The following is a 20,265-nucleotide window of genomic DNA, read 5'->3' on the forward strand; positions in this document are numbered from 1 at the left end:
GGGAGAGGTCCTGCCCTAACGCGCCAGCAGCGCCATCCCCGCCTCGCGGGCCAGTTCGGCCACCCGGTTCGGCATCCCCCGCGCCGTGAAGATCTCGGCCGCGGTCTTGAGCAGCCGTGAGGCGTCGGCGTCGTGGCCGCGGGCGAAGGCGATGCGCGCCAGGACGACGTGGACCTCGGCCACCTCGACGGGATCGTCCACAGCCCGGGCCTGGGAGAGGGCCTGCGCGGCAAAGGCCGCGGCGTCGTCGAGACTGCCCAGCGCCACGTGGACGCGCGCGATCTCCGTCAGCACGTTAGCCCGGAGGACCAGCATCTTCATCCGCTCCGCTACGCGCAGGGCGTGGTGGAAATGTCGGAGGGCGTCTTTGTAGTGTCCCTGTTCGGCAGCGACCTGACCCAGGTTGTGCAGGACGTGGGCGAGGTCGGTCAGCTCTTCGGACTGCTCGAACAGATCCCGGGCCGCGGACAGCACCTCGTGGGCGCTGCTGGTGTCGCCCTGGTGGCGGTAGGCGGCGCCCAGCCCCCACAGCGCCCTGGCGCGCAGGATGGGCTGCTGTCGGGCGACCTGCGCGCGCGCCGCTTCGGAGTATCGCTGGATCGCCCGCGGATAGTCCCCGGCATAGACGAGCGCGCTGGCCAGGTGGATCAGCGCCTCGACCCGGGCTGGGTCGCGGCTGGCTTTGGCCCGGCGGAGAACTTCCAGAGCCGCATGGAGATGCTGCAGGGCGGCGGGGATGTCCCGGCGGCGGAGCGCCGCGGTGCCCAGGACCAGGAGGGCGCGCCCCGTGCGCCACAGGTCCCGCGCCTCTTCCGCCCGCCTCTTCGCCTCGGTGGCCAGCGCGGCGGCGGCATTGAAATCCCGGTCCTCCAGCGCCACCTGCGCCCACTGCAGGACGAGTTCCCGGTCCACCTCCTCCATCCGGTAGGTGCGGGTGAGGATGGTGACGGCGTTGAGCAGGTCCTTGGCGTGGGGGGCGTTGCGTTTGCGCAGCGCTTCGGCGCTGAGGCTGAGGAGACCGGTCGCCACCTGCTCGGGCAACCGATCCTGGGCTCCGAGCAGGGCGTCCACAGAGGTTCCCAGGCGTCTCGCCAGCAGGCCGAGGGTCTCCACGGAGGGGGAGGCTTTTTCCCGTTCGACGAGGCTGATGAAACTCTTGGTCAGTTCCCGGCCGGCGAGCTGTTCCTGTGTCAGCCCGCGCGACTGCCGCAGCTGCCGAATGCGTGCTCCCAGGCCCATCCGGTCTCCTCCCTCGCGTATTCGTAGCAATCCCTATGCCCTTTACTGTTATGTACAAATCGATTCTTTCCTGCCTGCGGGAAGTCTGATGGAGGTCTTGGGGAAGAGGATCCTGCGGGGGCCGCAGTCTCCGGCGGGAGAGCCACGGCCACCGCAGGCGTTCGGTCCGGTCCGGGACCTGGCTGTGGTGCGCCTAGCTGCCGCCCGGCAGGCTGTCTCCGGCGGTCATGAAGCGGAACGAACCGCCGGGCAACGAGTCTCCGGCGCCGACCGGGACGGCCAGTCCGAGCAACAGTGCGAGCAAAGCGAGAATAGCCAGCTTGCGCATGCGATCCCCTCCTTGTGATGGTCGTGGCACCTTCCGGCATGGGGCTCCGCCGCGCCCCGAGCCCCACTTTCGCGGACAAGGTTGTGCCATCCTGTTCTTTAGGTCGGGAGAAGAAACGCGAGCATCGCTTTTCCGAATAGAGGAGAAATGCCATCACCTTTGCGCCAGGGGGGGCGGAGATTCCCTGGACCTGTCCGCCGGAGGCGCGGCGTCCTCGCCGAAGTCATCCAGAGGACGCGCTTCAGGAGGAGATGGCTCAGGTGGTGCAGGGAACAGGAACGGCCCGGGTCCGCACCGCCCGTCCCGGCGACATCTCGTCGCTGGCGGAGCTGTGTCGCGCCGCCGTCGGGCCCGACGACTACGTGCTGGACTATCTCCGGGAGATGCTCCGGGACCGGGTCGTCATCGCGGCGGAAGACGACGGCCGGATCGTGGCCATGGCCGGTGTGACGGAGTGTGCGGATCGGGCGTTGTGGATCGGGCAGATGCGGACGCACCCCGCCTACCGCCGCCGCGGGTTCGCCCGGAGGCTCCTCGACTACGCTGAAGCCCGGGCGGTGCGGGAGGGGCGGCCCGCCCTGCGCCTGTGGGCCAGCCACGGCAACATCGCCAGTCGGACGCTCTTCGGCCGCGTGGGGTTCCGCGAGGTGGCCGCCTTCACCAGGGTGACGGCGCCGGCGCTGGCCGGGGGCGGCCGGCCGCTGCGGGCGGACCGGCGCGGACAGGAGACCTGGCGGTCATGGCGGCGGTCCCTCTACCGGCGGGCCGGCCGCGGCTATGTCTCCTATCACTGGCACTTCCTTCCCCTGACGCTGCGGATGATGCGGATCTTCGCCGGCAGAGGAGAGACGCTGGTCGCCGGCCGGGCCGCCGTCCTGGCCTGGACCGAAGAGGGAGACGACACCGCCTACGCCTCGGTCCTGGCCGGCGGTCGCGACGGGCTCCTCGCCGCCCGTGCGGCGGCGGCGATGCGGGGCCGCCCGCGCGTGGAGGTCTTCCTCCCGCGCCACGGCACCGTCCTGGCGTGGGCGAAGGCAACCGGATTTGCGCCCGCGGCCTGGGGCGGCCATGCCGTCCTCTACGAGCGGCGCGTGAGGCGTTCGCGGTGAGGTCCTCCGTGGTGCGGCCATCCCGGTCGGTGTACGACGCCGTGGTGGTCGGCGCCGGGCATAACGGCCTGGTCACCGCCGCCTATCTGGCGCGAGCCGGCCTGAGGGTGCTCGTGCTGGAGCGCCGGCCCGTGCTGGGCGGGGCCTGCGTCACGGAGGAGATCTGGCCGGGATTCAGGATCTCCACCGCCGCCTACCTGTGCGGGCTGCTGGTGCCGCGGATCATTCGCGACCTGGAGCTGGAGCGCTTCGGCTACGCGATCCTCCCCAAAGACCCCGCGTTCTTCAGCCCGTTTCCCGACGGTCGGTCTCTCTTCATCTGGCGCGACACCGCCAGGACAGTGCAGGAGATTGCGCGTTTCTCCCGTCCCGATGCGGAGCGGTATCCTCTCTACGAGGCCTTCCTCGAACGGCTGGCGGCGTTCGTCGAGCCGTGGCTGCTCCGCACGCCTCCCGACCTCGTGCGTCGCCGGTGGCCGGACCTTGCCGGAGGGGCCCGGCTGGCCTGGGATCTCCTACGCCTCCCGCGCCGTGATCTGGTCGCCGCGATGCGGATGACAACGCAGAGCGCGCGGGATTTCCTCGATGAATGGTTCGAGTCGCCGCTGCTGAAGGCATCCCTGGCCACCGACGGGGTCATCGGCGCGCGCGGCGGTCCCAGCACGCCGGGCACGGCCTACGTTCTGTTCCATCACTGCATGGGACAGGCGGCGGGTAAACGCGGTCTGTGGGGGTTCGTGCCGGGCGGGATGGGGACCATCGCCCGGGCTCTGGCCGACGCGGCGCGCCGCCACGGCGCGGAGATCCGCACCGACGCCGCTGTGGCGCAGATCCTCGTCCGCGACGGTCGGGTCGAGGGGGTCGCGCTGCGCTCGGGCGAAGAGCTCCGGGCCCGCGTTGTGGCCAGCGGCGCCGATCCCAAAGCGACGTTCCTGCGCCTGCTGCCGGCGGTCGACGCGGAGTTCCGCCGGCAGGTGGAAGGCATCCGCATGGAGGGTGTGGCCACGAAGGTCAACCTGGCCCTGGAGGCCCTGCCCGATTTCACCGCCGTCCCCGGACGCGGGCCCGGACCGCAACACCGGGCCACCATCCACATCGGGCCGACGATGGACTACATCGACCGCGCCTGGCGGGACGCGGAAGCCGGGCAACCTTCCGCCGCGCCCTTCCTGGAGGTGACCATTCCCACGACCTACGACCCCACCCTGGCCCCGCCGGGGAAACACGTGATGAACATCTTCGTGCAGTACACGCCCTACCGCCTGGCGGCGGGGACCTGGGATGAGGTGAAGGAGGCCTACGCGGATCGCGTCATCGACACGCTGGCGCTGTACGCGCCCAACATCAAGGAGATCATCTCCCACCGGCAGGTGGTCAGCCCGCTGGACCTGGAACGCGACTTCGGGCTCACCGGCGGCGACATCTTCCACGGCCAGATGACTCCGGACCGACTGTTCTTCATGCGACCTGTGCCCGGCTGGGCGGACTACCGGACGCCCGTGCGGGGTTTGTATCTCTGCGGCGCGGGCGCACACCCGGGCGGCGGGGTGATGGGGGCTCCGGGATACAATGCGGCGCGGGAAATCCTGCGGGATTGGGCGGCGCGTCGGTTTTCGCGCCGGTGATCCCCAAAGCGGCGCGTCGCCGCCTACAGCCTGAGGTCGATGATGGCCGAGACGCCCACGCCGGGGACGCGGCGGACCTGCTTCCACGGCTCCAGGCTGTCCACGGGCACCAGGGCCCGGATGGAGAAACTGCCCTGGTAGTTCGCGTCGATCGCCGCCACCGCCTGAACCTTCTCCACCGCGGCCTTCGGTCCGGAGACCTGGGCGGCGCCCACGGCGGCCTCTCCCGGCGCGTTGATGCCGATGGAGATGCTGAGAATGGGAACGACTTTCGTGGACTGCAGCGTCGTCGGATCTCTGGCCTGGACAAGGGTGTTGATGAAGGTGTTGATCGCCGGGGCAAAGGCCTTCACCGCGGCCCCGATCCCGATGGTCTTGATCACGGCTGCCGCGGTGAGCCCGGGAGCGGCGGGTTGCTGCGGAGCCGGTCCGGCCTCCGCGGCGGTATGCCCGAGCACCTTGACCTCCCTGGCCAGGATTGTCCGCGGGGCCGTCCGGCGGCCTTCGACCTCGACGATGTCCCCCACGCTCAGCCGGTCGTAGGGCTGATGCATGCGGCGGCTCTTGAACTCGATCTCGGCGTCCCGACGCAGCACCACCGACCAGACGGCATTCGTGGAGAACTCCCGCACCTGGAAGGAGGGCTCGGCCGAAGCAACGCCGACACTGAGAATGACGCCCGTCACCTCGACCTTCCGGCTCTGGGAACCCGGCAGGGCGTGGGTGAGGAGGAGGCTCATCACGACGGCGACGAGAATTCCGGACAGGATTCTGCGCGCTCCCGGCATCTGGGAACCTCCGACGGCCTTCGGATTGCGGCGAAGCAAACTCACCGGAAGCATTCCCCGCACCCGGCGGCGTCAGACGCCGTCGCCCCGGGGCCGGCCCCGTAGCGCGCCGCCCGTGTTCAGGGTAGGATGACGGACATGGAGCGGCTGCGGCGACTTCCCGGGACCTGCCCGGTGACGTGGGCCGTCGTGGGCGCCAATGCGCTGACCTTTGTGATCACCTTCGTCACCCGCACCGCCCTCTGGAGCCCGCTGGTCTTCCACCCCGCGACGGCGTCGGCCGCGCCGTGGTCGGTGGTCACCTATCCGCTGGTATCGACGGAGATTCTGTGGGTGCTGCTGGGCGGCTACATGCTGTGGTTGTTTGGCGGCAGCCTGGAGCGCGGGTGGGGCGCGCGAGACTATCTGGTCTTCCTGGTCCTGACCAGCGCGGCGAGCGCCTTGGGTCTGTGGGTGGGGTCGGCCGTCACGAGGATCGGAGTCGCTCTGGCCGGCCTGCCGATTCCCCTGGCCAGCGCGGTGGTGGCGTGGTCCGTGATCAATCCGCGGGAGCGGCTGCTCCTGTACTTCCTGCTCCCCATCGAGGCGCGGTGGCTCGGGGTGGCCTCGGCAATCCTGGTGTTCTTCTCCTTCCACTTCCCGCTGGGACTCTTCGCCCTGGCCGGACCGGGAGCGGCCTGGTGGTACGTGCGGCGCGGGAGATACGCCATGGTGCGGCCCTCGCGCCCCCGGTCGGCGCGCCTCCGCCCGCTCCGGGAGGGCTCCGGCCGGACCCTGAACCCGTTCGCCCTCTACCGGCGCTGGCGGCTGAAGCGGCAGTTCATGAGGCTGATGCGTGGACCAGGGGGAGGCGACGCCGGGCGGGGACCCCACTAGCGTTCCGGCGCGCCCCGGAGCGACCGGCGCGCGGCGGTCTCCGCTGCGGCTTCCGATGCTACTCCCCCAGCAGGGTGAGCGGGACAAAGAGCTCCTCGAGAGCGACGGGTTCGGTCAGGAGACGCTGCTCCACCAGGTACTGTACAAGCGTGGTGAGGACGTGCCTGTTGGCCTCCAGGCCGTAGGGCCAGGGGTCGTCGCCGAAGACCTCGGCCATCTCCTCAAGATCCGCCTGGAGCCAGGGCAGCGTGTAGCGCAACGCGCTGCTGAACTTCATCTGCGCCAGGCACCAGGCCTTGGCCTGGACGAAGGCCTTGTAGAGGCTTTCCGCGATCCAGCGTTGCTCCCGGTACAGCGCTTCCCGGATCACCACGGTGTGCATGATGGGAAAGATCCGGGTCCGCGCATAGTACTCGCGCTCCAGTTGCCGGTACTCGGGGAACAGCCGGACGATGCGCGGGTCTCTGCCGAAGGCGTCCGGCCGGCGCGCGCCGATCAGCGCGTCGATCTCGCCGTTGACCAGCAGCTCGTTGAGGGTACGGTCCTGGATCCGCGTGATGGGGACACCCTCCGGCCGGTTGACCAGGACGTCGGGCCGTCCCGGGGCGTTGACGCCGCCGCTCACCCACTGCAGGGTCTCCAGGCGGACGCCGTAGTCGTGCTGCAGGAGCCCCCGAATCCACACCGCCGCCGTCTGGCTGTACTCGGGGACGCCGACCCGCGTTCCTTCCAGGTGTCTGGGCGTCCGGATGCCGGAGGCCGTGTTGACGAAGATGTAGCCGTGGCGGAACATCCGGGACGGGAAGACCGGGATGGCGACGAAGGGGAAGTCGCCCCTGGCGCGGCGGATGAGCGCGTGGGCGCAGGACATCTCCGAGACATCGAAGGCCTGGTTGGACAGCATCCGGGCGAAGATCTCGGGCGGGGACTGGATGGGGACGTAGATCAGATCGATGCCTTCCGGGCGCACGAGACCCGTGCGCAGAGCATCGGTGCGGTCGTACGGCCCGCAGGCCAGCGTCAGGCGCAGCACAGACGACACCTTCGCACACCGGCCGGCCATTCCCCTGCCCTGGTGTTCGCGCCGGGATGCATGGAGGGGTGCCGGGTACGGTACGGAATCAATATCAGCAAATTCGTCGGGCCGTGAAGGCGCCGCAGGGGAGCGAGGCGATGGAGTCCCGCTACGACGCAGGGATGAGGGTGCGCCGGGAGGTGCTCGGGGAGGACCACGTGGCCCGGGCCCAGGCGCAGCAGACGGCGCTGGACGCCGACTTCCAGCGCTTCATCACCGAGGTGGCCTGGGGGTCGGTCTGGGCCCGCCCCGACCTCGACCGCCGCACGCGCAGCCTGGTGACCATCGGCATCCTCGCCGCCCTGGGGCGCGAGGAACTCGCCCTGCACCTGCGCGCCAGCCGGAACACCGGGGCCACGCCGCGGGAGATTGCCGAGGTGCTGTTGCACGTGGCCGTTTACGCCGGCATCCCCGCGGCCAACGCGGCCTTCGCCCTGGCCAAGGCGCACCTGGACATCCCGCCGGCTCAAGGAAGGAGGGACGGGTGATGACGCTTCGGCGGAGCAAGCGCGATCCCGAGTTTCCGCCGTATCTGTACGAAGCCTACCGGGCCACGGTGTTGCGCTCTCCGCGCCAGCCGCCGGTGACGATCCCCACCACGCTCTCGGAGGTTACCGGTCCCGGCCCGGCGCTGGTGGGCATCCTGCCCGAGGACAGCGACCTGACCACCAACATGGGCACGGGCCAGCCCGCCATGGGCGAGCGGATCATCGTCACCGGCAGGGTGCTGGACGAGCACGGCCAGGGGCAACCCCGCACCCTGGTCGAGATCTGGCAGGCCAACGCGGCGGGGCGCTACCGGCACCGCAAGGATCAGCACAACGCGCCGCTGGATCCCAACTTCCTGGGCTACGGGCGGTGCCTCACCGACGAGACGGGGACCTACCGCTTCACCACGATCCGTCCCGGGGCCTATCCCTGGGAGAACCACCCCAACGCCTGGCGGCCGTCCCACATCCACTTCTCGCTCTTCGGCCCGTCGTGGACGTCGCGGCTGGTGACGCAGATGTACTTCCCCGGCGACCCGCTGCAGCCCCTGGACCCGATCCTCAACGCCATCCCCACCGAGGCGGCGCGGCAGCGCCTGATTGCCCGCTACGATCACACCGTGACGCAGCCGGCCTGGGCTTTGGGCTTCCGGTTCGACATCGTGCTGCGCGGCCCGGAGGCCACGCCCTTCGAGGAGCCCGAGCCCATCGCGGCCGAGAGGCGGTGAGGGGGGAGCGGTCATGAAGACGGTGGCCCTGGCCCTGACCCCGCCGCAGACCATCGGGCCGTTCTTCCACGGCCTGGTCCGCGCCCGGCTCAACGTCCTGGTGAGTCCGCAGACCCTGGGCGACCGCATCCGGATCGACGGCGTCGTCCTGGACGGGAAGCGCGACCCGGTGTCGGACGCCATGGTCGAGATCTGGCAGGCCAACGCCGCCGGCCGCTACCGCCATCCGGCCGACACGCGGGAGGTGCCGCTGGACCCGGCGTTCACCGGCTTCGGGCGCGCCGCCACCGACGACGAGGGGCGGTTCTGGTTCGAGACCATCCGGCCGGGACGCGTGCCTTTCACCGGCAGGATCGAGCAGGCTCCGCACATCAACGTCATGGTCTTCGCCCGGGGGCTCCTCCATCACCTCTGCACCCGTCTCTACTTTCCCGACGACCCGTTGACGGAGGCCGATCCGGTGTTGAACCTGGTTCCGGCCTCGCGCCGCGGCACCCTGATCGCCGCCCGCGTGCCCTCCGCGGCCGTGCCGTCCTACCGGTTCGACATCATCCTTCAGGGCGAAGGGGAGACGGTGTTCTTCGAGGTATGATCCTGCGCGGATGACGGACCCTGGCGCGCCGCGCCGGGCGCGCTTCCTGTCCCTGCCCGAGGCCATCGCCGAGTACGTCCACGACGGGGACGCCGTGGCCATGGAGGGGTTCACCCACCTGATCCCCTTCGCCGCCGGGCACGAGGTCATCCGTCAGGGCAGGCGGGACCTGACGCTGATCCGGATGACACCGGACCTGATCTACGACCAGCTCATCGGGATGGGCTGCGCGCGCAGGCTGGTCTTCTCCTGGGGCGGCAACCCCGGGGTGGGGTCCCTGCACCGGCTCCGCGACGCGGTCGAGGACGGCTGGCCGCAGCCGCTACTGCTCGACGAGCACAGCCACGCCGGGATGGCCGCGGCCTACGCCGCGGGGGCGGCCGGACTGCCCTGCGCCATCCTGCGGGGCTACGTCGGCACCGATCTGGCCCGGGAGAACCCCAGTATCCGGTTCATCGAGTGTCCCTTCACGGGAGAGCGCCTGGCCGCCATTCCGGCCCTGCGGCCCGACGTCACCATCATCCACGCCCAGCGCGCCGATCGGGCGGGAAATGTGTTGATCGAGGGCATCGTCGGCGTGCAAAAGGAGGCGGTGCTGGCCGCGGCGCGGGCCGTCGTCACCGTCGAGGAGGTGGTGGACGACCTCGCCCCGGCCAGCCCCAACTCCGTGATCCTTCCCTTCTGGACGGTGGACGCGGTGGTCGAGGTTCCGGGCGGCGCGCGGCCTTCCTACGCCTACGGCTACTACGGGCGGGACAACGCCTTCTATCTGTCGTGGGACGCCATCTCGCGCGACCGCGAGACCTTTCTCCGCTGGATGGGCGAGCACGTGCTGTCCGGCCGGACCTAGGGACCGTCAGGGCGATGGAGCGGGCCGGGGATTACACGCCTTCAGAGATGATGATCATCGCCGCGGCGCGGGCGCTGCGCAACGACGACGTGTGCTTCGTCGGCATCGGAGCGCCCTCCGCCGCCTGCAACCTGGCCCGCCTCACCCACGCCCCCGGGATCACGCTGATCTACGAATCGGGCACGATTGCCGCCAGGCCGACGGTCCTGCCGCTGTCCATCGGCGACCCCGAGTTGTGCGCCACGGCCCTGACCACCGTCCCCGTGCCGGAGATGTTCGCCTACTGGCTGCAGGGCGGGCGGATCACGCTGGGCTTCCTGGCCGCAGCGCAGCTGGACCGGTTCGGGAATATCAACACCACGGTGATCGGGCCCTACGCCCGGCCGAAGATTCGGCTGCCGGGCGCCGGAGGGGCTCCGGAGATCGCCAGTTTCTGCCGTCAGGTGTTCGTCATCGTCCCCCACGAGCGCCGGGCCTTCGTCGAGCGCGTGGAATTCGTGACCACCTTCGGCTTCGGCGAGGGGGGAGAGCACCGCAGCCGCCTGGGCCTGACCACGGCCGGTCCGGCGCTGGTGGTGACCAGCCACTGTCTGATGCGGCCGGATCCCGAGACGAAGGAACTGATCGTGACCTCGCTCCATCCGGGCGTGTCGAAGGAAGAGGTGATGGAACGCACGGGGTGGCCGGTGCGGTTCGCCGCAGACCTCGAAGAGACCCCGAGGCCCACCGCGTACGAGCTGAGCGTGCTGCGCGAGCTCCTGAAGCGCTCCGCCCCGGACGCCGCCGCGAGGTCATGATGCGGGAGGCAATCTTCGCCACGCCGGAGATGGCCGCCGTCTTCTCCGATGAGGCCTTCGTCCAGCGTCTGCTCGACGTCGAAGCCGCGTTGGCCCGTGCTCAGGCCCGGGCCGGGATGATCCCGCCGTCGGCGGCCGAGGTCATCGGTCGCCGGTGCCGCGCCGATCTTTTCGACCTGCCCGCGCTGTTCCGGGAGGCGGCGGAGGCGGGAACCCCCGTCATCCCTCTGGTCCGCAGGCTCACCGAGCTGGTGGACGCGGGGGCCAGGGGTTACGTGCACTGGGGCGCGACCACCCAGGACATCGTCGATACCGCGGTGATGCTCCAGATGCGGGAGGGCCTCGATCTCCTCACCGCCCGCCTGCTCGCCCTCGCCGCGGTGGGCGCCTCCCTGGCCGAGCGCCACCGCCGGACGCCGATGGCCGGCCGGACGATGCTGCAGCACGCCGTTCCGATCACCTTCGGCCTGAAGGCCGCGCGCTGGCTGGCGCTGACCGTCCGGCTGGTCCGGAGGCTCCGCCGGGCGCGCGGGGAGGCGCTTGCCGTCCAGCTCGGCGGCGCCGCGGGCACGCTGGCGGCGATGGGACCCTCCGGCCTGCGGGTGCTCGAGGGGCTGGCGGCGGAACTGGGCCTGGCCGTTCCGGAGCTGCCCTGGCACGCCGAGCGCGATCGGGTGATCGAGGTCGCCTCGCTGCTCGGGATGACGGCCGCGGCCATGGGGAAGATCGCCGGCGATCTGATGCTGCTCGGGCAGACCGAGGTCGGCGAGGTGTCCGCCGGCGCCGAATCTGCCGGGGGCCGGTCCTCCACCATGCCGCAGAAACGCAATCCCGTGGAGGCGATTACCGCCTCGGCCGCCGCCCGTCTGGCCGTGGCCGCCGTCCCCGCCGTCCTTGCCGGCGCCGTGCAGGAGCACGAGCGCGCCGCGGGAGGCTGGCAGGCGGAGTGGGAGGCGGTGCCCCGTCTGTTCCGCCTGACCGCCTCCGCCGTGGCCTGGACGCACCGCGCGCTGTCGCACCTGGAAGTCCATCCCGAGCGCATGCGCGACAATCTCCAGGCCGCCGGGGGCATGATCATGGCGGAGGCGCTGACGATGGCTCTGGCGGAGAAGATCGGTCGGGAGGAAGCCTACCGCCTCGTGCAGCAGCTCGCCGACCGGGCCGCGGCGGCGGGGACCGGCCTGCGCCAGGCGGCGGAGGCCGACGACCGGATCCGCGGAATTCTTCCTCCGCCGGCGCTGGCCCGCGCGCTGGAGGTCTCGAACTACCTGGGGAGCGCGGAGACGTTCATCGATCGCGCGCTGGCGGCGTATCGGGAAATCCAGGAAACGGGCCCCGGGCAACGGTCATGACGGCGAGACAGCTCACCGAGATGCTGCAGAAGGCCAGGGTGTTCGACCTCGAGCACCCGCGGCGCTTCGGCGATCCCGTCCACCCTCCGCACCGTCCGGGGACGCTGCTCACCCTCCACCGCCGGCATGAGGAAGGCGCGGAGGAGCGCCGCACGAGCGCGGCGGGGATGATCTTCACCGCCGAGCACGCCGGGACGCACATCGACGCCTTCTGCCACCAGGCCATGGACATGACCCTCTACGGCGGCGTGCGCGTCTCTCCGGCCGTCCAGACGCCCGCCGGCTTCACGCAGCACGGCATCGACACCGTGCCGCCGATCGTGGCCCGGGGGGTGCTCCTGGACCTGGCGGCGCTGCGCCGGGGACGGCTGCCGGAGCGGTCGCTGGTGGAGCCGCCGGACCTCGAGGCCGCGCTGAAGGCGCAGCGGACGGAGATCCAGCCCGGAGACGTGGTGCTGGTGCGCACCGGCAGCGACACGGTGTGGGGCGATCCGGAGCGCTATCTCAACGGTGCGGGGATCTCGGGCGAGGCTTCGGAGTGGCTGGCCGACCGGCGCGTCCGGGCCGTGGGCAGCGACAACATCGCCTGGGATCTGCCGGGCTACGTCGATCACCGTCTCGGCGTCACGCTGCCCGGCCACGTCGTGCTGCTGGTTCGCCGCGGCGTCTACATCATCGAGAACCTGAACCTGGTGGAGCTCTCCGCCGCCCGCGCCTATGAGTTCGTCTTCCTCTGCCTGCCCCTGAAGATTGCCGGCGGGACGGCCAGCCCGGTGCGCCCCCTGGCCCTGGTGCCCTAAAGCCGAGAGCCCGACCTGGGAAGGGCGTCCGGCGGCCTCCCCTGCGCCCCTGGCTCTCGCCCGGCCAGGCGTCGGCCGCTCCGGTTCCCCGATCAGATCTGAGCCGGTCGGAGCAGACGGAGGGTGAGGAATCCGGCGACCATCGGCAGCCAGAAGGTGTACAGGCGGTAGAGGATCGTGCCCGCGGCGGCCACCTCCAGCGGGACACCGAGCGAAGTCAGGGTAAGCGTCATCCCGGCCTCGACGACCCCGGCGCCGGAAGGGGTGATGGAGACGACCATGAAGACGGCCCCGACCGCGTAGCCGGCGATCAGCACCGCGGGCGCGAGGCGGTAGTCCAGGGCGGCGAAGACCACCGCGAGCAAGGCGATCGAAATCACCTGCAGGATGGCCGCATGCAGCAGGGGCGGGATCGCCCGCAGCGGCTGAGCGCGGACCTGCGTCAGGATCTCCTGGATCTCGTCGCCGAAGGCGGACGACCGTTGCGGCAACAGGCGCCGGGTCCAGCGGAGGCGGCGGCGCAGCCAGGCGTTGGCCCGGGCGATCCGCGATGCGACGAACTGCGGTTGAATCAGTCCCCAGGCGACCAGCGCCGCCACCGTGAGGGCCACGATGTAGAAGAAGCCGACCGCGGCCAGCGAGGCCGGACCCAGGTCGTGGTGCAGATGCAGCACCATCAGGCCCAGCAGCAGCACCGGTGTCAGCGCGGCGTAATCGAACAGGTAATACGCCAGTCCCGTGAGCAGCGCCCGGGAGGCGGCGATGCCCCGATCCCGCGCGGCGGTGACGAAGAACGCGATTCCGGAGGCCGTCCCGGCGGGCAGGGCCAGGCTGGCGAAGGCCATCACGAGGGAGAGGAGCACGGCGTCGCCCAGCGCAATCTCGGTGGCGAAGATGCGAAAAACGCCGCGGTACAGTGCCCCCTGGTTCACGGTGAAGGCGGCGGCGAGAACCGCGGCGGCGAGCAGGGCGGGCGGGGCGGCCGAGACGAAGACCTCGCGCAGGGTGGAGAGTTCTGAGGTCCGCAGCACGACGGCGGCAAGAATGGCCACCGGCGCCAGCAGCCACAGGATCCGCCGCGCCATTCAGGGCTCCCGGACGGCGAAGAGCTCGTTCGTGCGGATGAAGCTGGCCAGCAGCAGGTGGAGGTAGGGCGTGCTGAGCTGACTGCGGTAGGCGTTCAGGGCGTCCTGCTTGGCCTGCTCCACCTCCGGTGCCACGTCGAACCGCACCCATCGCCAGGCCGGATCGATTGTCAGCGCGACGGGCACTGTCAAGGGATCGCGGCGAGCCAGGCGCAGGGGGCGTGGGAACGCGGGGGCGTGGACCAGGAAGGCGTACACCGGCGCAACGCCCCTCACGGCGTCGACGAGACTGGCCACGGCCTGATGGTCGCCGTGCCGGTCAAAGGGGGCGTGGGTGATGATCAAAGTAGGCCGGACGTTGTGCACGATGCGCGCCGCGAGCGCGACCAGCGTCTGCTTCGTGTATGGAGCCCCCGGTTCCAGGACATCCGGATAGTCCGCCTGCCGAAGGCGGGTATACGGCGAGGTGAACGGCGTCGCGCTGCGCATCACCGCTTCGAGCCCGCGATCGGGGAAGCCGAGAAAGTACACCTGGGAGGACGGCACGCCGAGACGGGCCAACGCCTCGAGCGTCTCCTGCTGGCGGATGCGACCTTCCTCGATTAACTGGCCGGCCTTCGGCCGCACCTTCCGGGAGATCACCGCGGCGGCAAGACGGTTGCTGTCGCCGTTCGTGACCACCAGCACGGCGACGGGGACGCCCATGCGGCGGGCGGTGGCGATGAATCCTCCGGCGCCGATCACTTCATCGTCGGGGTGGGCGACGACGACCAGGATGCGGTCGCCCACGGCCGGCATCCGCGCCGGCGGAACGCTCTGCGCCGAGGCGCGCGACGGGTGCATCAAGAAGACAGGCGCCGCGGCGATGAGGACCACCAGGGCAAGGACCAGAAAGATGATCATCGGCGGCGACCTCCGCGGCCGGATGGCCAGACCGGCCTGCCGGGCCAGGTCGGTGGAGGCCCGCATCTTCAGGCGCAGGCCGGCCATCGTCCCGTACTTCTCACGTTTGGAGCGGTGGTTCACCCCCTGCCAGGTGACCCGCTGGGTGCTGGCGCCCCGCTCGCGGACCACCCGGTCCAGCGCCATCTCCAACCCGAAGCCGGTCCGCTCCAGCCGGTCGGCCTGACAGAGCAGGGAACGCCGGATGGCGCGCTGACCAGAGAGGGGGCGCATCAGCCGGTGGAGCCGGTCCTCGGAGAACACCGCCACAGCCATCTCCGCCCTCCCCCGGAGCACGGGCTCGAGGAGCTCGGTGAGATGCGCCGGCCGGAGCCCCACGAGATCGCCGTCCAGGAGAAGGATGATGTCGCCCTGGGCTGCGCGCAGGGCCTCGAGGACCGCGCGCCCCTTGCCCCCGTTTTGCCGGAGCGTGATGACGTGGTGCGCTCCGGCCCTGACGGCAAGCGACGCCGTGTCGTCACTGCTGCCGTCGGAGACGACGACGATCTCGTCCACCAGGCGGCAGGCGCGCGCGGCATGGATCACCCCGGCGATCGTCGCCGCTTCATTGTAGGCGGGGATCACGCAGGAGACGCGGATCGTATTCACAGGGACGTGATCGTGCGCATCGGGATCTCCGCTGTCCCACAATCCGAGCGAATGGCGGCTGGAGTTGGTTCCCGTCCGTCGAACCCTCCAGCTATGGCCGCCTTCTTGCGCGCGCTGGGGGGCGCCGTCACCGACGCGGGGTATCTCCTCCTGGCCGCCTCGCCGCCGTTGCGCGCCGCCTATCGCCGCTGGGCCAAGGGCCGCTACCGGGCTCTGGCTCTCCGCTATGCGGCCACGATCAGCGACGATCCGACATACTTCGCGCCGCTGGCGGCCCTGCTGCAGGCCCTCGGGCCGGCGCCGCCTGCGATCATCGCGGAGGTCGGCGCCGGAACGGGCGGAGCTACCCTGCTGCTGGCCCGCGCCTACCCGGATGCCTTTCTGGCCGCGATAGACGTTTCGCCGCCGATGCTGGCCCGCCTGCCGCCCGGCGGGTCCGGACGCATCCGGCGCGTGGCCGGGGATGCCTTTGCGCTGCCGCTGCGCAGCCGAATTGCCGACCTGGTGCTCGTGCACAACGCCCCGTTCGACCCGGCGGAGCTGTTCCGCGCGGCCGCTTCCTCGGGCGCGGTGGCAGTGATCCTCAGCAGCGCCGCCCTGCTGCCCCGCTGGCTGCGGCGCTGGAGACCGGCCAGCCCGGCCGGCTGGCAGTGTGTCCGGGAACTCCACGCGGGTCGCGGCATCGCCTGGGTCTTCCGCCGGGAGGCGGTCAGTCCCGGGCGGACAGCCAGCGGATGGTGAGGAAGAAGACCAGGATCCCGAAGCATGCGGCCCCGGACTCCTTCTCAGAGGTTCTCCACAGCCCGCGCCGCGCTGGTCTCTCCGCCGCGCCAGGCCCGGCGGGCGGCCACCGTCCGCCAGGCCTCGACCAGCCCGCCCGGGAAGGCCAGGACGATGAGCACGAACAGGATGCCGAAGATGAGCAGGTGCACCTCCACCAGCCGCAGGGCCAGCGTCTCCCGCAGCAGGAGGAAAACCGCCGTGCCGGCGGCCGGTCCCCAGACGGTCCCCACCCCGCCGAGAAACGTGATCAGCAGCGCGTCGAACGTCCACAGCGGGCTGAAGGCGAACTGGGGATAGAAGCTCACGTGGTAGTAGCCGAAGACACCGCCCGTCGTCCCGGCCAGGGCGGCGCTGAGGACGAAGGCCAGCAGTTTGTGCCGGAAGACATGGACGCCGCTGGCCTCCGCCACGTCCTCATCCTCCCGGACCGCGGCCAGGCCGTGGCCGAACCGGGAGCGGGGCAGCCATCCGGCCACAGCCATGGTCAGCGCGGCCACGCCCAGCGCGAGCACGTAGCGGGGCGCCAGGCGGTAGCCGGCGAGAGCGGCGGTGGGGAGGGTGGAGACCTCAGGCAGCACGTTGCTGGCGGTGATGCGCAAAATCTCCGCCACCGCCAGCGTGCCGATGGCAAAGTACGGGCCGTGCAGGCGCAGCGAGGGCGCCCCGACGATCACCCCGGCCGCCGCCGCGGCGAGGGTGCCGGCGGCGAGGGCGAGGAGGAGCGGCTGGCCCTGGAACCAGAGGAACCGTGTGAGGAGGGCCCCCAGGCCGAAGAAGGCGGCGTGGCCCAGGTTCACCTGTCCGCCGAATCCGCTGAGCAGGTTCCAGCTCTGGGCCAGGGCGATGTTGAGGAACAGCAGCACGCCCCAGGTGAGGATGCTGCGGCTGGACGTCAGCAGCGGCAGGACGGCCAGCCCCGCCGCCGCAGCGCCGCCCGCGACAATCCAGCCGGTGCGGCCGCGGGTGCTCACCGTGAGAACAGGCCCTGCGGCCGGATGCTGAGGACGAGGAGGAACAGCGCCAAACCCACGACCTCCCTGTAGGCGTTGCCGAGGAGGAAGCCGCTCATCGACTCCACCACGCCGAGGAAGATGCCGGCCACGAAGGTGCCCAGGATGTTCCCCATCCCGCCCAGCACGATGACGATCAGCGCCTTCAGCGTCCAGTGCAGTCCGATGGCGGGGCTGACGGCGTCGGAGACGCTGACCAGGACGCCGGCCACGCCGGCCAGGGCCGAGGCCAGGGCGAAGGCGCTCAGGTACGTCCTGCCGATGGGGATGCCGACCAGCGCCGCGGCCTGTTCGTCCTCCGCCGTGGCGCGGATCGCGGTGCCGCGGCGGGTGCGCGTCAGGAAGAGGTGGAGGCCGCCCAGGAGCAGGAAGGCCAGGGCCAGGGCGCCGAGACGGGCCAGGGGCACGACCACGGGGCCGAGACCGATCACCGCGCCGGCGTACGGCGGCGTCACCGCCTGCTCGTCGGCGGTCCAGGCCAGGATGGCCGCCGTCTGCAGCGTCAGGGCCAGGCCGAAGCCGATGAGGATCGAGTTCTTGATCCTGTGCTCCTCGGTGGCCCGCACGAGGTGGCGGAAGAAGGCCCAAAACAGCGCCGCCCCCAGCAGGAACAGCATCGGGCCGGCGGCCAGGACCGAGAGGAACGGATCCACCCGGCCGAGGGCGAACAGCCACACGCTGACGTACCCGCCGAGCATGATCAGCTCGCCGTGGGCCACGTTGAGCATCTTCAGGACGCCGAAGGCCAGGGAGAGGCCGACGGCGCCCAGGCCGTAGAGCCCGCCGACCAGCGTGCCGAAGACGGCGTTCTGCAGGAGGATGCCGTTCACGGGAGCACCCCGCGGGCGGCCGGGGACGTCCCCAGGTAGACCTGGATCACCTCCGGTCTGGCCAGTGCCTCCTGGGGCGTTCCGGCGGCGATGGTCCGACCCGAGTTCAGCACCAGGACTCTGTCGCACAGGACCCGCACGGCGCGGACATTGTGCTCGACCAGGACCAGCGTGGCGCCGTCGGCGCGCATGCGGCGGAACAGGTCGAGCATCGTGTCCACCTCGGTCGGATTCAGTCCGCCCAGCGGTTCGTCCAGCAGGATCACCCGGGGCTGCGTGGCCAGCGCCCGCGCGATCTCGACGCGCTTGCGCTCGGTGAGCGTGAGCCTGGAGGCGGGCACCGCCGCTTTGTCGGCCAGACCGACGACGCCCAGCAGCCGGAGGCCGTCGTCCCGGGCCCGCCGGGCGGACGGCCGGTCGCGCGCATAGAGACGCGCCACCAGCACGTTTTCCAGCGCCGTGAGGTTGGGCAGCGGGCGGACCAGCTGGAAGGTCCGGGCGATGCCCAGCCGGGTCCGCAGGCTGGCCGGCGCACGGGTGATGTCCGCATCGCCGAGGCGCACGCGCCCGCGGTCGGCGCGCAACGCCCCGGCGATGAGATTCAGGACCGTCGTCTTCCCCGATCCGTTCGGACCCAGCAACCCCAGGATCTCTCCGGCGGCCACGCCGAAGGAGACATCGATGACGGCCCGCAGGCCGCCGAAGGTCTTCGACAGCCCCTCGACCCGCAGCAGGTCCGTCAGATCACCGCGCACGCCAGGGCGGCGCCGGATACTGGAAGGGCGATGCTCCCGCTCCCTGCGGCCACACCCGCACCTGGCGCCCGCCCTGCCACTGGTTCAGCACGAACTGCACGACGCCCGTCCCGTCGGCCCGGAAGCGGACCGGTCCGGCCACGGTCATCATGTTGGTGGCGGCCATGGCGTCGCGGATCGCCGCCGGCTCCAGCCTGTTGGCGCGTTCCACGGCGCCGGCCACGATCTGCACGCAGGCGTAGGCCGGCCCGGCCGTGACGTCGGTCGGTCGACCGAACCTCGCCTGGTGCTTCGCGTTCAGCTCGGCCACGCCCGGATAGGTCAGCGAGGAGTGCCAGCCCGGCGCGAAGAGGACGTAGTCGCCGTCCTTGCCCAGGGCCTGCCCCCAGGAGGCCGGATCGGCGGCCCGCACCATCAGGATAGTCTTGGGGGTGAAGTCCAGTTCCTTCATCTGCCGGATCAGCCCCAGTCCGTCCGGCGGCGTGGGGATGGAGAACACGGCCTCGGCGCTGGCCGCCTTGGCCCGCAGGATGATGTCGGAGAAGTCGCGGGTCCCCACGGTGTACTCCGCGGAGAGGACGATCTGATAGCCGAACTCGGTGGAGCGCGCGGTCCACAGCCGGTCCATCTCCCGACCCCAGTCGGTGCGCTCGGCGAAGATGGCCACCCGCGTGGGTCGCTGACCGGCGGGCACCGCGGCGTTCAGGAAGCGGTACATGCCGATGGCGATGTCGGGGGACTTGATGAAGGGCGAGAAGAGGTACTTGAACCCCTGCTGGTGGACGGACCACAGGGCAAAGGCCACGCCGCAATAGGGGATGCGGTTCTTCTCCGCCACCGCCGCCGCCGCGGCATGGAGGTCGCTGCCGAAGCCGCCCAGGTAGACGACCGCGCCCTGGGTGGCCAGCGTCTCCAGACGGCTGACGGTCTTGGTCGGGTCGGACTCGTCGTCCAGCACCATCAACTCCAGGGGCATCCGCCGTCCGCCGACCTGGACGCCGCCGCGGGCGTTGATGTCCTCCACCGCGATCTCGTACCCGGCGCGGATCTGCGCCCCGCCGCCGGCGAACCGGCCGGTGAGGGGGATGACCGCGCCCAGCTTCACCGTCCCCGCCGGGGCGCCCACGATGCCGGGCGCCCACAGGCTCAACACCACGGCCGCGACTGCGACCGCCAGGACCACCTTCCGCATGCTTCCACCTCCAGAGAGGGCCTTCACCTCGGGATCACCGCCAGACCGTCTTCGCTGTTTCCACCACCAGGCGCAACTTGGCCCACTGGTCGTCTTCGCTGAGGAGGTTGCCTTCCATCACCGAGGCAAAACCGCACTGCGGGCTGAGGGCCAGCCGGTCCAAGGGCACGAAGCGACTGGCCTCCTCGATGCGCCGAATGAGGTCGCGCGGCGACTCCAGGGCGGGCCGCTTGCTGCTCACCAGGCCCAGGACCACCATCTTGTCCGGCGGGACGAAGCGCAGGGGCTCAAACGTCCCCGAGCGCTCGTCGTCGTATTCGAGCAGGAAGCGGTCCACATTCAGGGAGGAGAAGAGCTTCTCGGCGATGGGGTCGTAGCCGCCCTCCGCGTACCACTGGCTGCGGTTGTTGCC

At 70.9% G+C, this 20,265-nt stretch carries 22 protein-coding genes; 11 read left to right on the forward strand and 11 right to left on the reverse strand.

Annotated elements, in window-relative coordinates; all coding sequences use genetic code 11:
- Positions 1 to 15 precede the first annotated feature (15 nt).
- Both QN141_02600 and QN141_02605 read right to left on the reverse strand, forming a co-directional pair.
- Positions 16 to 1,239, reverse strand: a complete 1,224-nt coding sequence (locus QN141_02600; GenBank protein MDR7557359.1) for a helix-turn-helix transcriptional regulator — start codon at positions 1,237 to 1,239, stop codon at positions 16 to 18.
- A gap of 193 nt (positions 1,240 to 1,432) precedes the next feature.
- On the reverse strand, positions 1,433 to 1,567 hold the full coding sequence (locus QN141_02605; GenBank protein ID MDR7557360.1) for a hypothetical protein: 135 nt from the start codon (positions 1,565 to 1,567) through the stop codon (positions 1,433 to 1,435).
- 251 nt (positions 1,568 to 1,818) lie between these two features.
- Here QN141_02605 and QN141_02610 point away from each other — a divergent pair, with 251 nt between their 5' ends.
- Both QN141_02610 and QN141_02615 read left to right on the forward strand, forming a co-directional pair.
- Positions 1,819 to 2,676, forward strand: coding sequence for a GNAT family N-acetyltransferase (locus tag QN141_02610; GenBank protein ID MDR7557361.1), 858 nt, complete (start codon positions 1,819 to 1,821; stop codon positions 2,674 to 2,676).
- Positions 2,673 to 4,301 (forward strand): NAD(P)/FAD-dependent oxidoreductase, encoded by a 1,629-nt coding sequence (locus tag QN141_02615; protein ID MDR7557362.1) that lies wholly within the window; start codon positions 2,673 to 2,675, stop codon positions 4,299 to 4,301. The genes QN141_02610 and QN141_02615 overlap by 4 nt, the downstream gene beginning before the upstream one ends.
- 23 nt (positions 4,302 to 4,324) lie before the next feature.
- Here QN141_02615 and QN141_02620 read toward each other — a convergent pair whose 3' ends face one another.
- The gene (locus QN141_02620) at positions 4,325 to 5,089 is read right to left on the reverse strand and encodes a hypothetical protein (protein MDR7557363.1); all 765 of its coding nucleotides are present in this window, start codon (positions 5,087 to 5,089) and stop codon (positions 4,325 to 4,327) included.
- A 138-nt stretch (positions 5,090 to 5,227) separates the two neighbouring features.
- Between QN141_02620 and QN141_02625 the strand changes: the two genes are divergently transcribed.
- Positions 5,228 to 5,965: a rhomboid family intramembrane serine protease gene (locus tag QN141_02625; protein ID MDR7557364.1), complete on the forward strand. Its 738-nt coding sequence runs from the start codon at positions 5,228 to 5,230 to the stop codon at positions 5,963 to 5,965.
- Between the two features lie 58 nt (positions 5,966 to 6,023).
- Here QN141_02625 and QN141_02630 read toward each other — a convergent pair whose 3' ends face one another.
- Positions 6,024 to 6,998: an ABC transporter substrate-binding protein gene (locus QN141_02630; GenBank protein ID MDR7557365.1), complete on the reverse strand. Its 975-nt coding sequence runs from the start codon at positions 6,996 to 6,998 to the stop codon at positions 6,024 to 6,026.
- Positions 6,999 to 7,138: 140 nt separating this feature from the next.
- On the opposite strand from QN141_02630, the gene pcaC reads away from it, so the two are divergent.
- Genes pcaC through QN141_02665 form a run of 7 tightly spaced genes read left to right on the forward strand, consistent with a single transcriptional unit; the run spans position 7,139 to position 12,647 of the window.
- On the forward strand, positions 7,139 to 7,528 hold the full coding sequence (pcaC, locus tag QN141_02635; protein MDR7557366.1) for a 4-carboxymuconolactone decarboxylase: 390 nt from the start codon (positions 7,139 to 7,141) through the stop codon (positions 7,526 to 7,528).
- Positions 7,528 to 8,256 (forward strand): protocatechuate 3,4-dioxygenase subunit beta, encoded by a 729-nt coding sequence (gene pcaH, locus QN141_02640; protein MDR7557367.1) that lies wholly within the window; start codon positions 7,528 to 7,530, stop codon positions 8,254 to 8,256. Before pcaC ends, pcaH begins: the two co-directional genes overlap by 1 nt.
- Positions 8,257 to 8,269: 13 nt before the next feature.
- A complete protein-coding gene (gene pcaG, locus QN141_02645) occupies positions 8,270 to 8,848 on the forward strand; it encodes a protocatechuate 3,4-dioxygenase subunit alpha (GenBank protein MDR7557368.1) in 579 nt (192 codons plus the stop codon).
- A gap of 10 nt (positions 8,849 to 8,858) precedes the next feature.
- Positions 8,859 to 9,698, forward strand: coding sequence for a CoA-transferase (locus tag QN141_02650; protein ID MDR7557369.1), 840 nt, complete (start codon positions 8,859 to 8,861; stop codon positions 9,696 to 9,698).
- A 14-nt stretch (positions 9,699 to 9,712) separates the two neighbouring features.
- Entirely contained in the window at positions 9,713 to 10,495 is a 783-nt protein-coding gene (locus QN141_02655; GenBank protein MDR7557370.1) for a CoA-transferase subunit beta, read from the forward strand.
- Complete coding sequence (pcaB, locus tag QN141_02660; protein MDR7557371.1) at positions 10,495 to 11,847, forward strand: 3-carboxy-cis,cis-muconate cycloisomerase; 1,353 nt, start codon at positions 10,495 to 10,497, stop codon at positions 11,845 to 11,847. Before QN141_02655 ends, pcaB begins: the two co-directional genes overlap by 1 nt.
- Positions 11,844 to 12,647 (forward strand): cyclase family protein, encoded by an 804-nt coding sequence (locus QN141_02665; protein MDR7557372.1) that lies wholly within the window; start codon positions 11,844 to 11,846, stop codon positions 12,645 to 12,647. The genes pcaB and QN141_02665 overlap by 4 nt, the downstream gene beginning before the upstream one ends.
- Positions 12,648 to 12,739: 92 nt before the next feature.
- Here QN141_02665 and QN141_02670 read toward each other — a convergent pair whose 3' ends face one another.
- The gene (locus tag QN141_02670) at positions 12,740 to 13,732 is read right to left on the reverse strand and encodes a lysylphosphatidylglycerol synthase transmembrane domain-containing protein (protein MDR7557373.1); all 993 of its coding nucleotides are present in this window, start codon (positions 13,730 to 13,732) and stop codon (positions 12,740 to 12,742) included.
- The gene (locus QN141_02675; protein ID MDR7557374.1) at positions 13,733 to 15,283 is read right to left on the reverse strand and encodes a PIG-L family deacetylase; all 1,551 of its coding nucleotides are present in this window, start codon (positions 15,281 to 15,283) and stop codon (positions 13,733 to 13,735) included.
- A 93-nt stretch (positions 15,284 to 15,376) separates the two neighbouring features.
- Here QN141_02675 and QN141_02680 point away from each other — a divergent pair, with 93 nt between their 5' ends.
- Positions 15,377 to 16,024, forward strand: a complete 648-nt coding sequence (locus QN141_02680) for a class I SAM-dependent methyltransferase (GenBank protein ID MDR7557375.1) — start codon at positions 15,377 to 15,379, stop codon at positions 16,022 to 16,024.
- A gap of 44 nt (positions 16,025 to 16,068) precedes the next feature.
- On the opposite strand, the gene QN141_02685 is transcribed toward QN141_02680, so the two are convergent.
- From QN141_02685 to QN141_02705, 5 genes are all read right to left on the reverse strand, one after another.
- Positions 16,069 to 17,037: a branched-chain amino acid ABC transporter permease gene (locus tag QN141_02685; GenBank protein ID MDR7557376.1), complete on the reverse strand. Its 969-nt coding sequence runs from the start codon at positions 17,035 to 17,037 to the stop codon at positions 16,069 to 16,071.
- A complete protein-coding gene (locus QN141_02690; GenBank protein ID MDR7557377.1) occupies positions 17,034 to 17,906 on the reverse strand; it encodes a branched-chain amino acid ABC transporter permease in 873 nt (290 codons plus the stop codon). Before QN141_02690 ends, QN141_02685 begins: the two co-directional genes overlap by 4 nt.
- Complete coding sequence (locus tag QN141_02695; protein ID MDR7557378.1) at positions 17,903 to 18,661, reverse strand: ABC transporter ATP-binding protein; 759 nt, start codon at positions 18,659 to 18,661, stop codon at positions 17,903 to 17,905. Before QN141_02695 ends, QN141_02690 begins: the two co-directional genes overlap by 4 nt.
- Positions 18,651 to 19,853, reverse strand: coding sequence for an amino acid ABC transporter substrate-binding protein (locus tag QN141_02700; protein MDR7557379.1), 1,203 nt, complete (start codon positions 19,851 to 19,853; stop codon positions 18,651 to 18,653). Before QN141_02700 ends, QN141_02695 begins: the two co-directional genes overlap by 11 nt.
- Positions 19,854 to 19,887: 34 nt before the next feature.
- On the reverse strand, positions 19,888 to 20,265 hold a 378-nt coding region (locus tag QN141_02705), incomplete at its 5' end, for a 5-methyltetrahydropteroyltriglutamate--homocysteine S-methyltransferase (protein MDR7557380.1).

Source organism: Armatimonadota bacterium (assembly GCA_031459765.1).
Taxonomy (GTDB): Bacteria; Sysuimicrobiota; Sysuimicrobiia; order Sysuimicrobiales; family Kaftiobacteriaceae; genus Kaftiobacterium; species Kaftiobacterium secundum.

Bases quoted from the DNA above. Each gene is read 5' to 3' on its own strand.
- QN141_02605 (MDR7557360.1), bottom strand. From the start codon at position 1,567: ATGCGCAAGCTGGCTATTCTCGCTTTGCTCGCACTGTTGCTCGGACTG.
- QN141_02610 (MDR7557361.1), top strand. From the start codon at position 1,819: ATGGCTCAGGTGGTGCAGGGAACAGGAACGGCCCGGGTCCGCACCGCC.
- QN141_02700 (MDR7557379.1), bottom strand. From the start codon at position 19,853: ATGCGGAAGGTGGTCCTGGCGGTCGCAGTCGCGGCCGTGGTGTTGAGC.
- QN141_02600 (MDR7557359.1), bottom strand. From the start codon at position 1,239: ATGGGCCTGGGAGCACGCATTCGGCAGCTGCGGCAGTCGCGCGGGCTG.
- pcaH (MDR7557367.1), top strand. From the start codon at position 7,528: ATGACGCTTCGGCGGAGCAAGCGCGATCCCGAGTTTCCGCCGTATCTG.
- QN141_02680 (MDR7557375.1), top strand. From the start codon at position 15,377: ATGGCCGCCTTCTTGCGCGCGCTGGGGGGCGCCGTCACCGACGCGGGG.
- QN141_02625 (MDR7557364.1), top strand. From the start codon at position 5,228: ATGGAGCGGCTGCGGCGACTTCCCGGGACCTGCCCGGTGACGTGGGCC.
- QN141_02655 (MDR7557370.1), top strand. From the start codon at position 9,713: ATGGAGCGGGCCGGGGATTACACGCCTTCAGAGATGATGATCATCGCC.
- QN141_02665 (MDR7557372.1), top strand. From the start codon at position 11,844: ATGACGGCGAGACAGCTCACCGAGATGCTGCAGAAGGCCAGGGTGTTC.
- QN141_02620 (MDR7557363.1), bottom strand. From the start codon at position 5,089: ATGCCGGGAGCGCGCAGAATCCTGTCCGGAATTCTCGTCGCCGTCGTG.
- pcaG (MDR7557368.1), top strand. From the start codon at position 8,270: ATGAAGACGGTGGCCCTGGCCCTGACCCCGCCGCAGACCATCGGGCCG.
- QN141_02670 (MDR7557373.1), bottom strand. From the start codon at position 13,732: ATGGCGCGGCGGATCCTGTGGCTGCTGGCGCCGGTGGCCATTCTTGCC.
- QN141_02650 (MDR7557369.1), top strand. From the start codon at position 8,859: ATGACGGACCCTGGCGCGCCGCGCCGGGCGCGCTTCCTGTCCCTGCCC.
- pcaB (MDR7557371.1), top strand. From the start codon at position 10,495: ATGCGGGAGGCAATCTTCGCCACGCCGGAGATGGCCGCCGTCTTCTCC.
- pcaC (MDR7557366.1), top strand. From the start codon at position 7,139: ATGGAGTCCCGCTACGACGCAGGGATGAGGGTGCGCCGGGAGGTGCTC.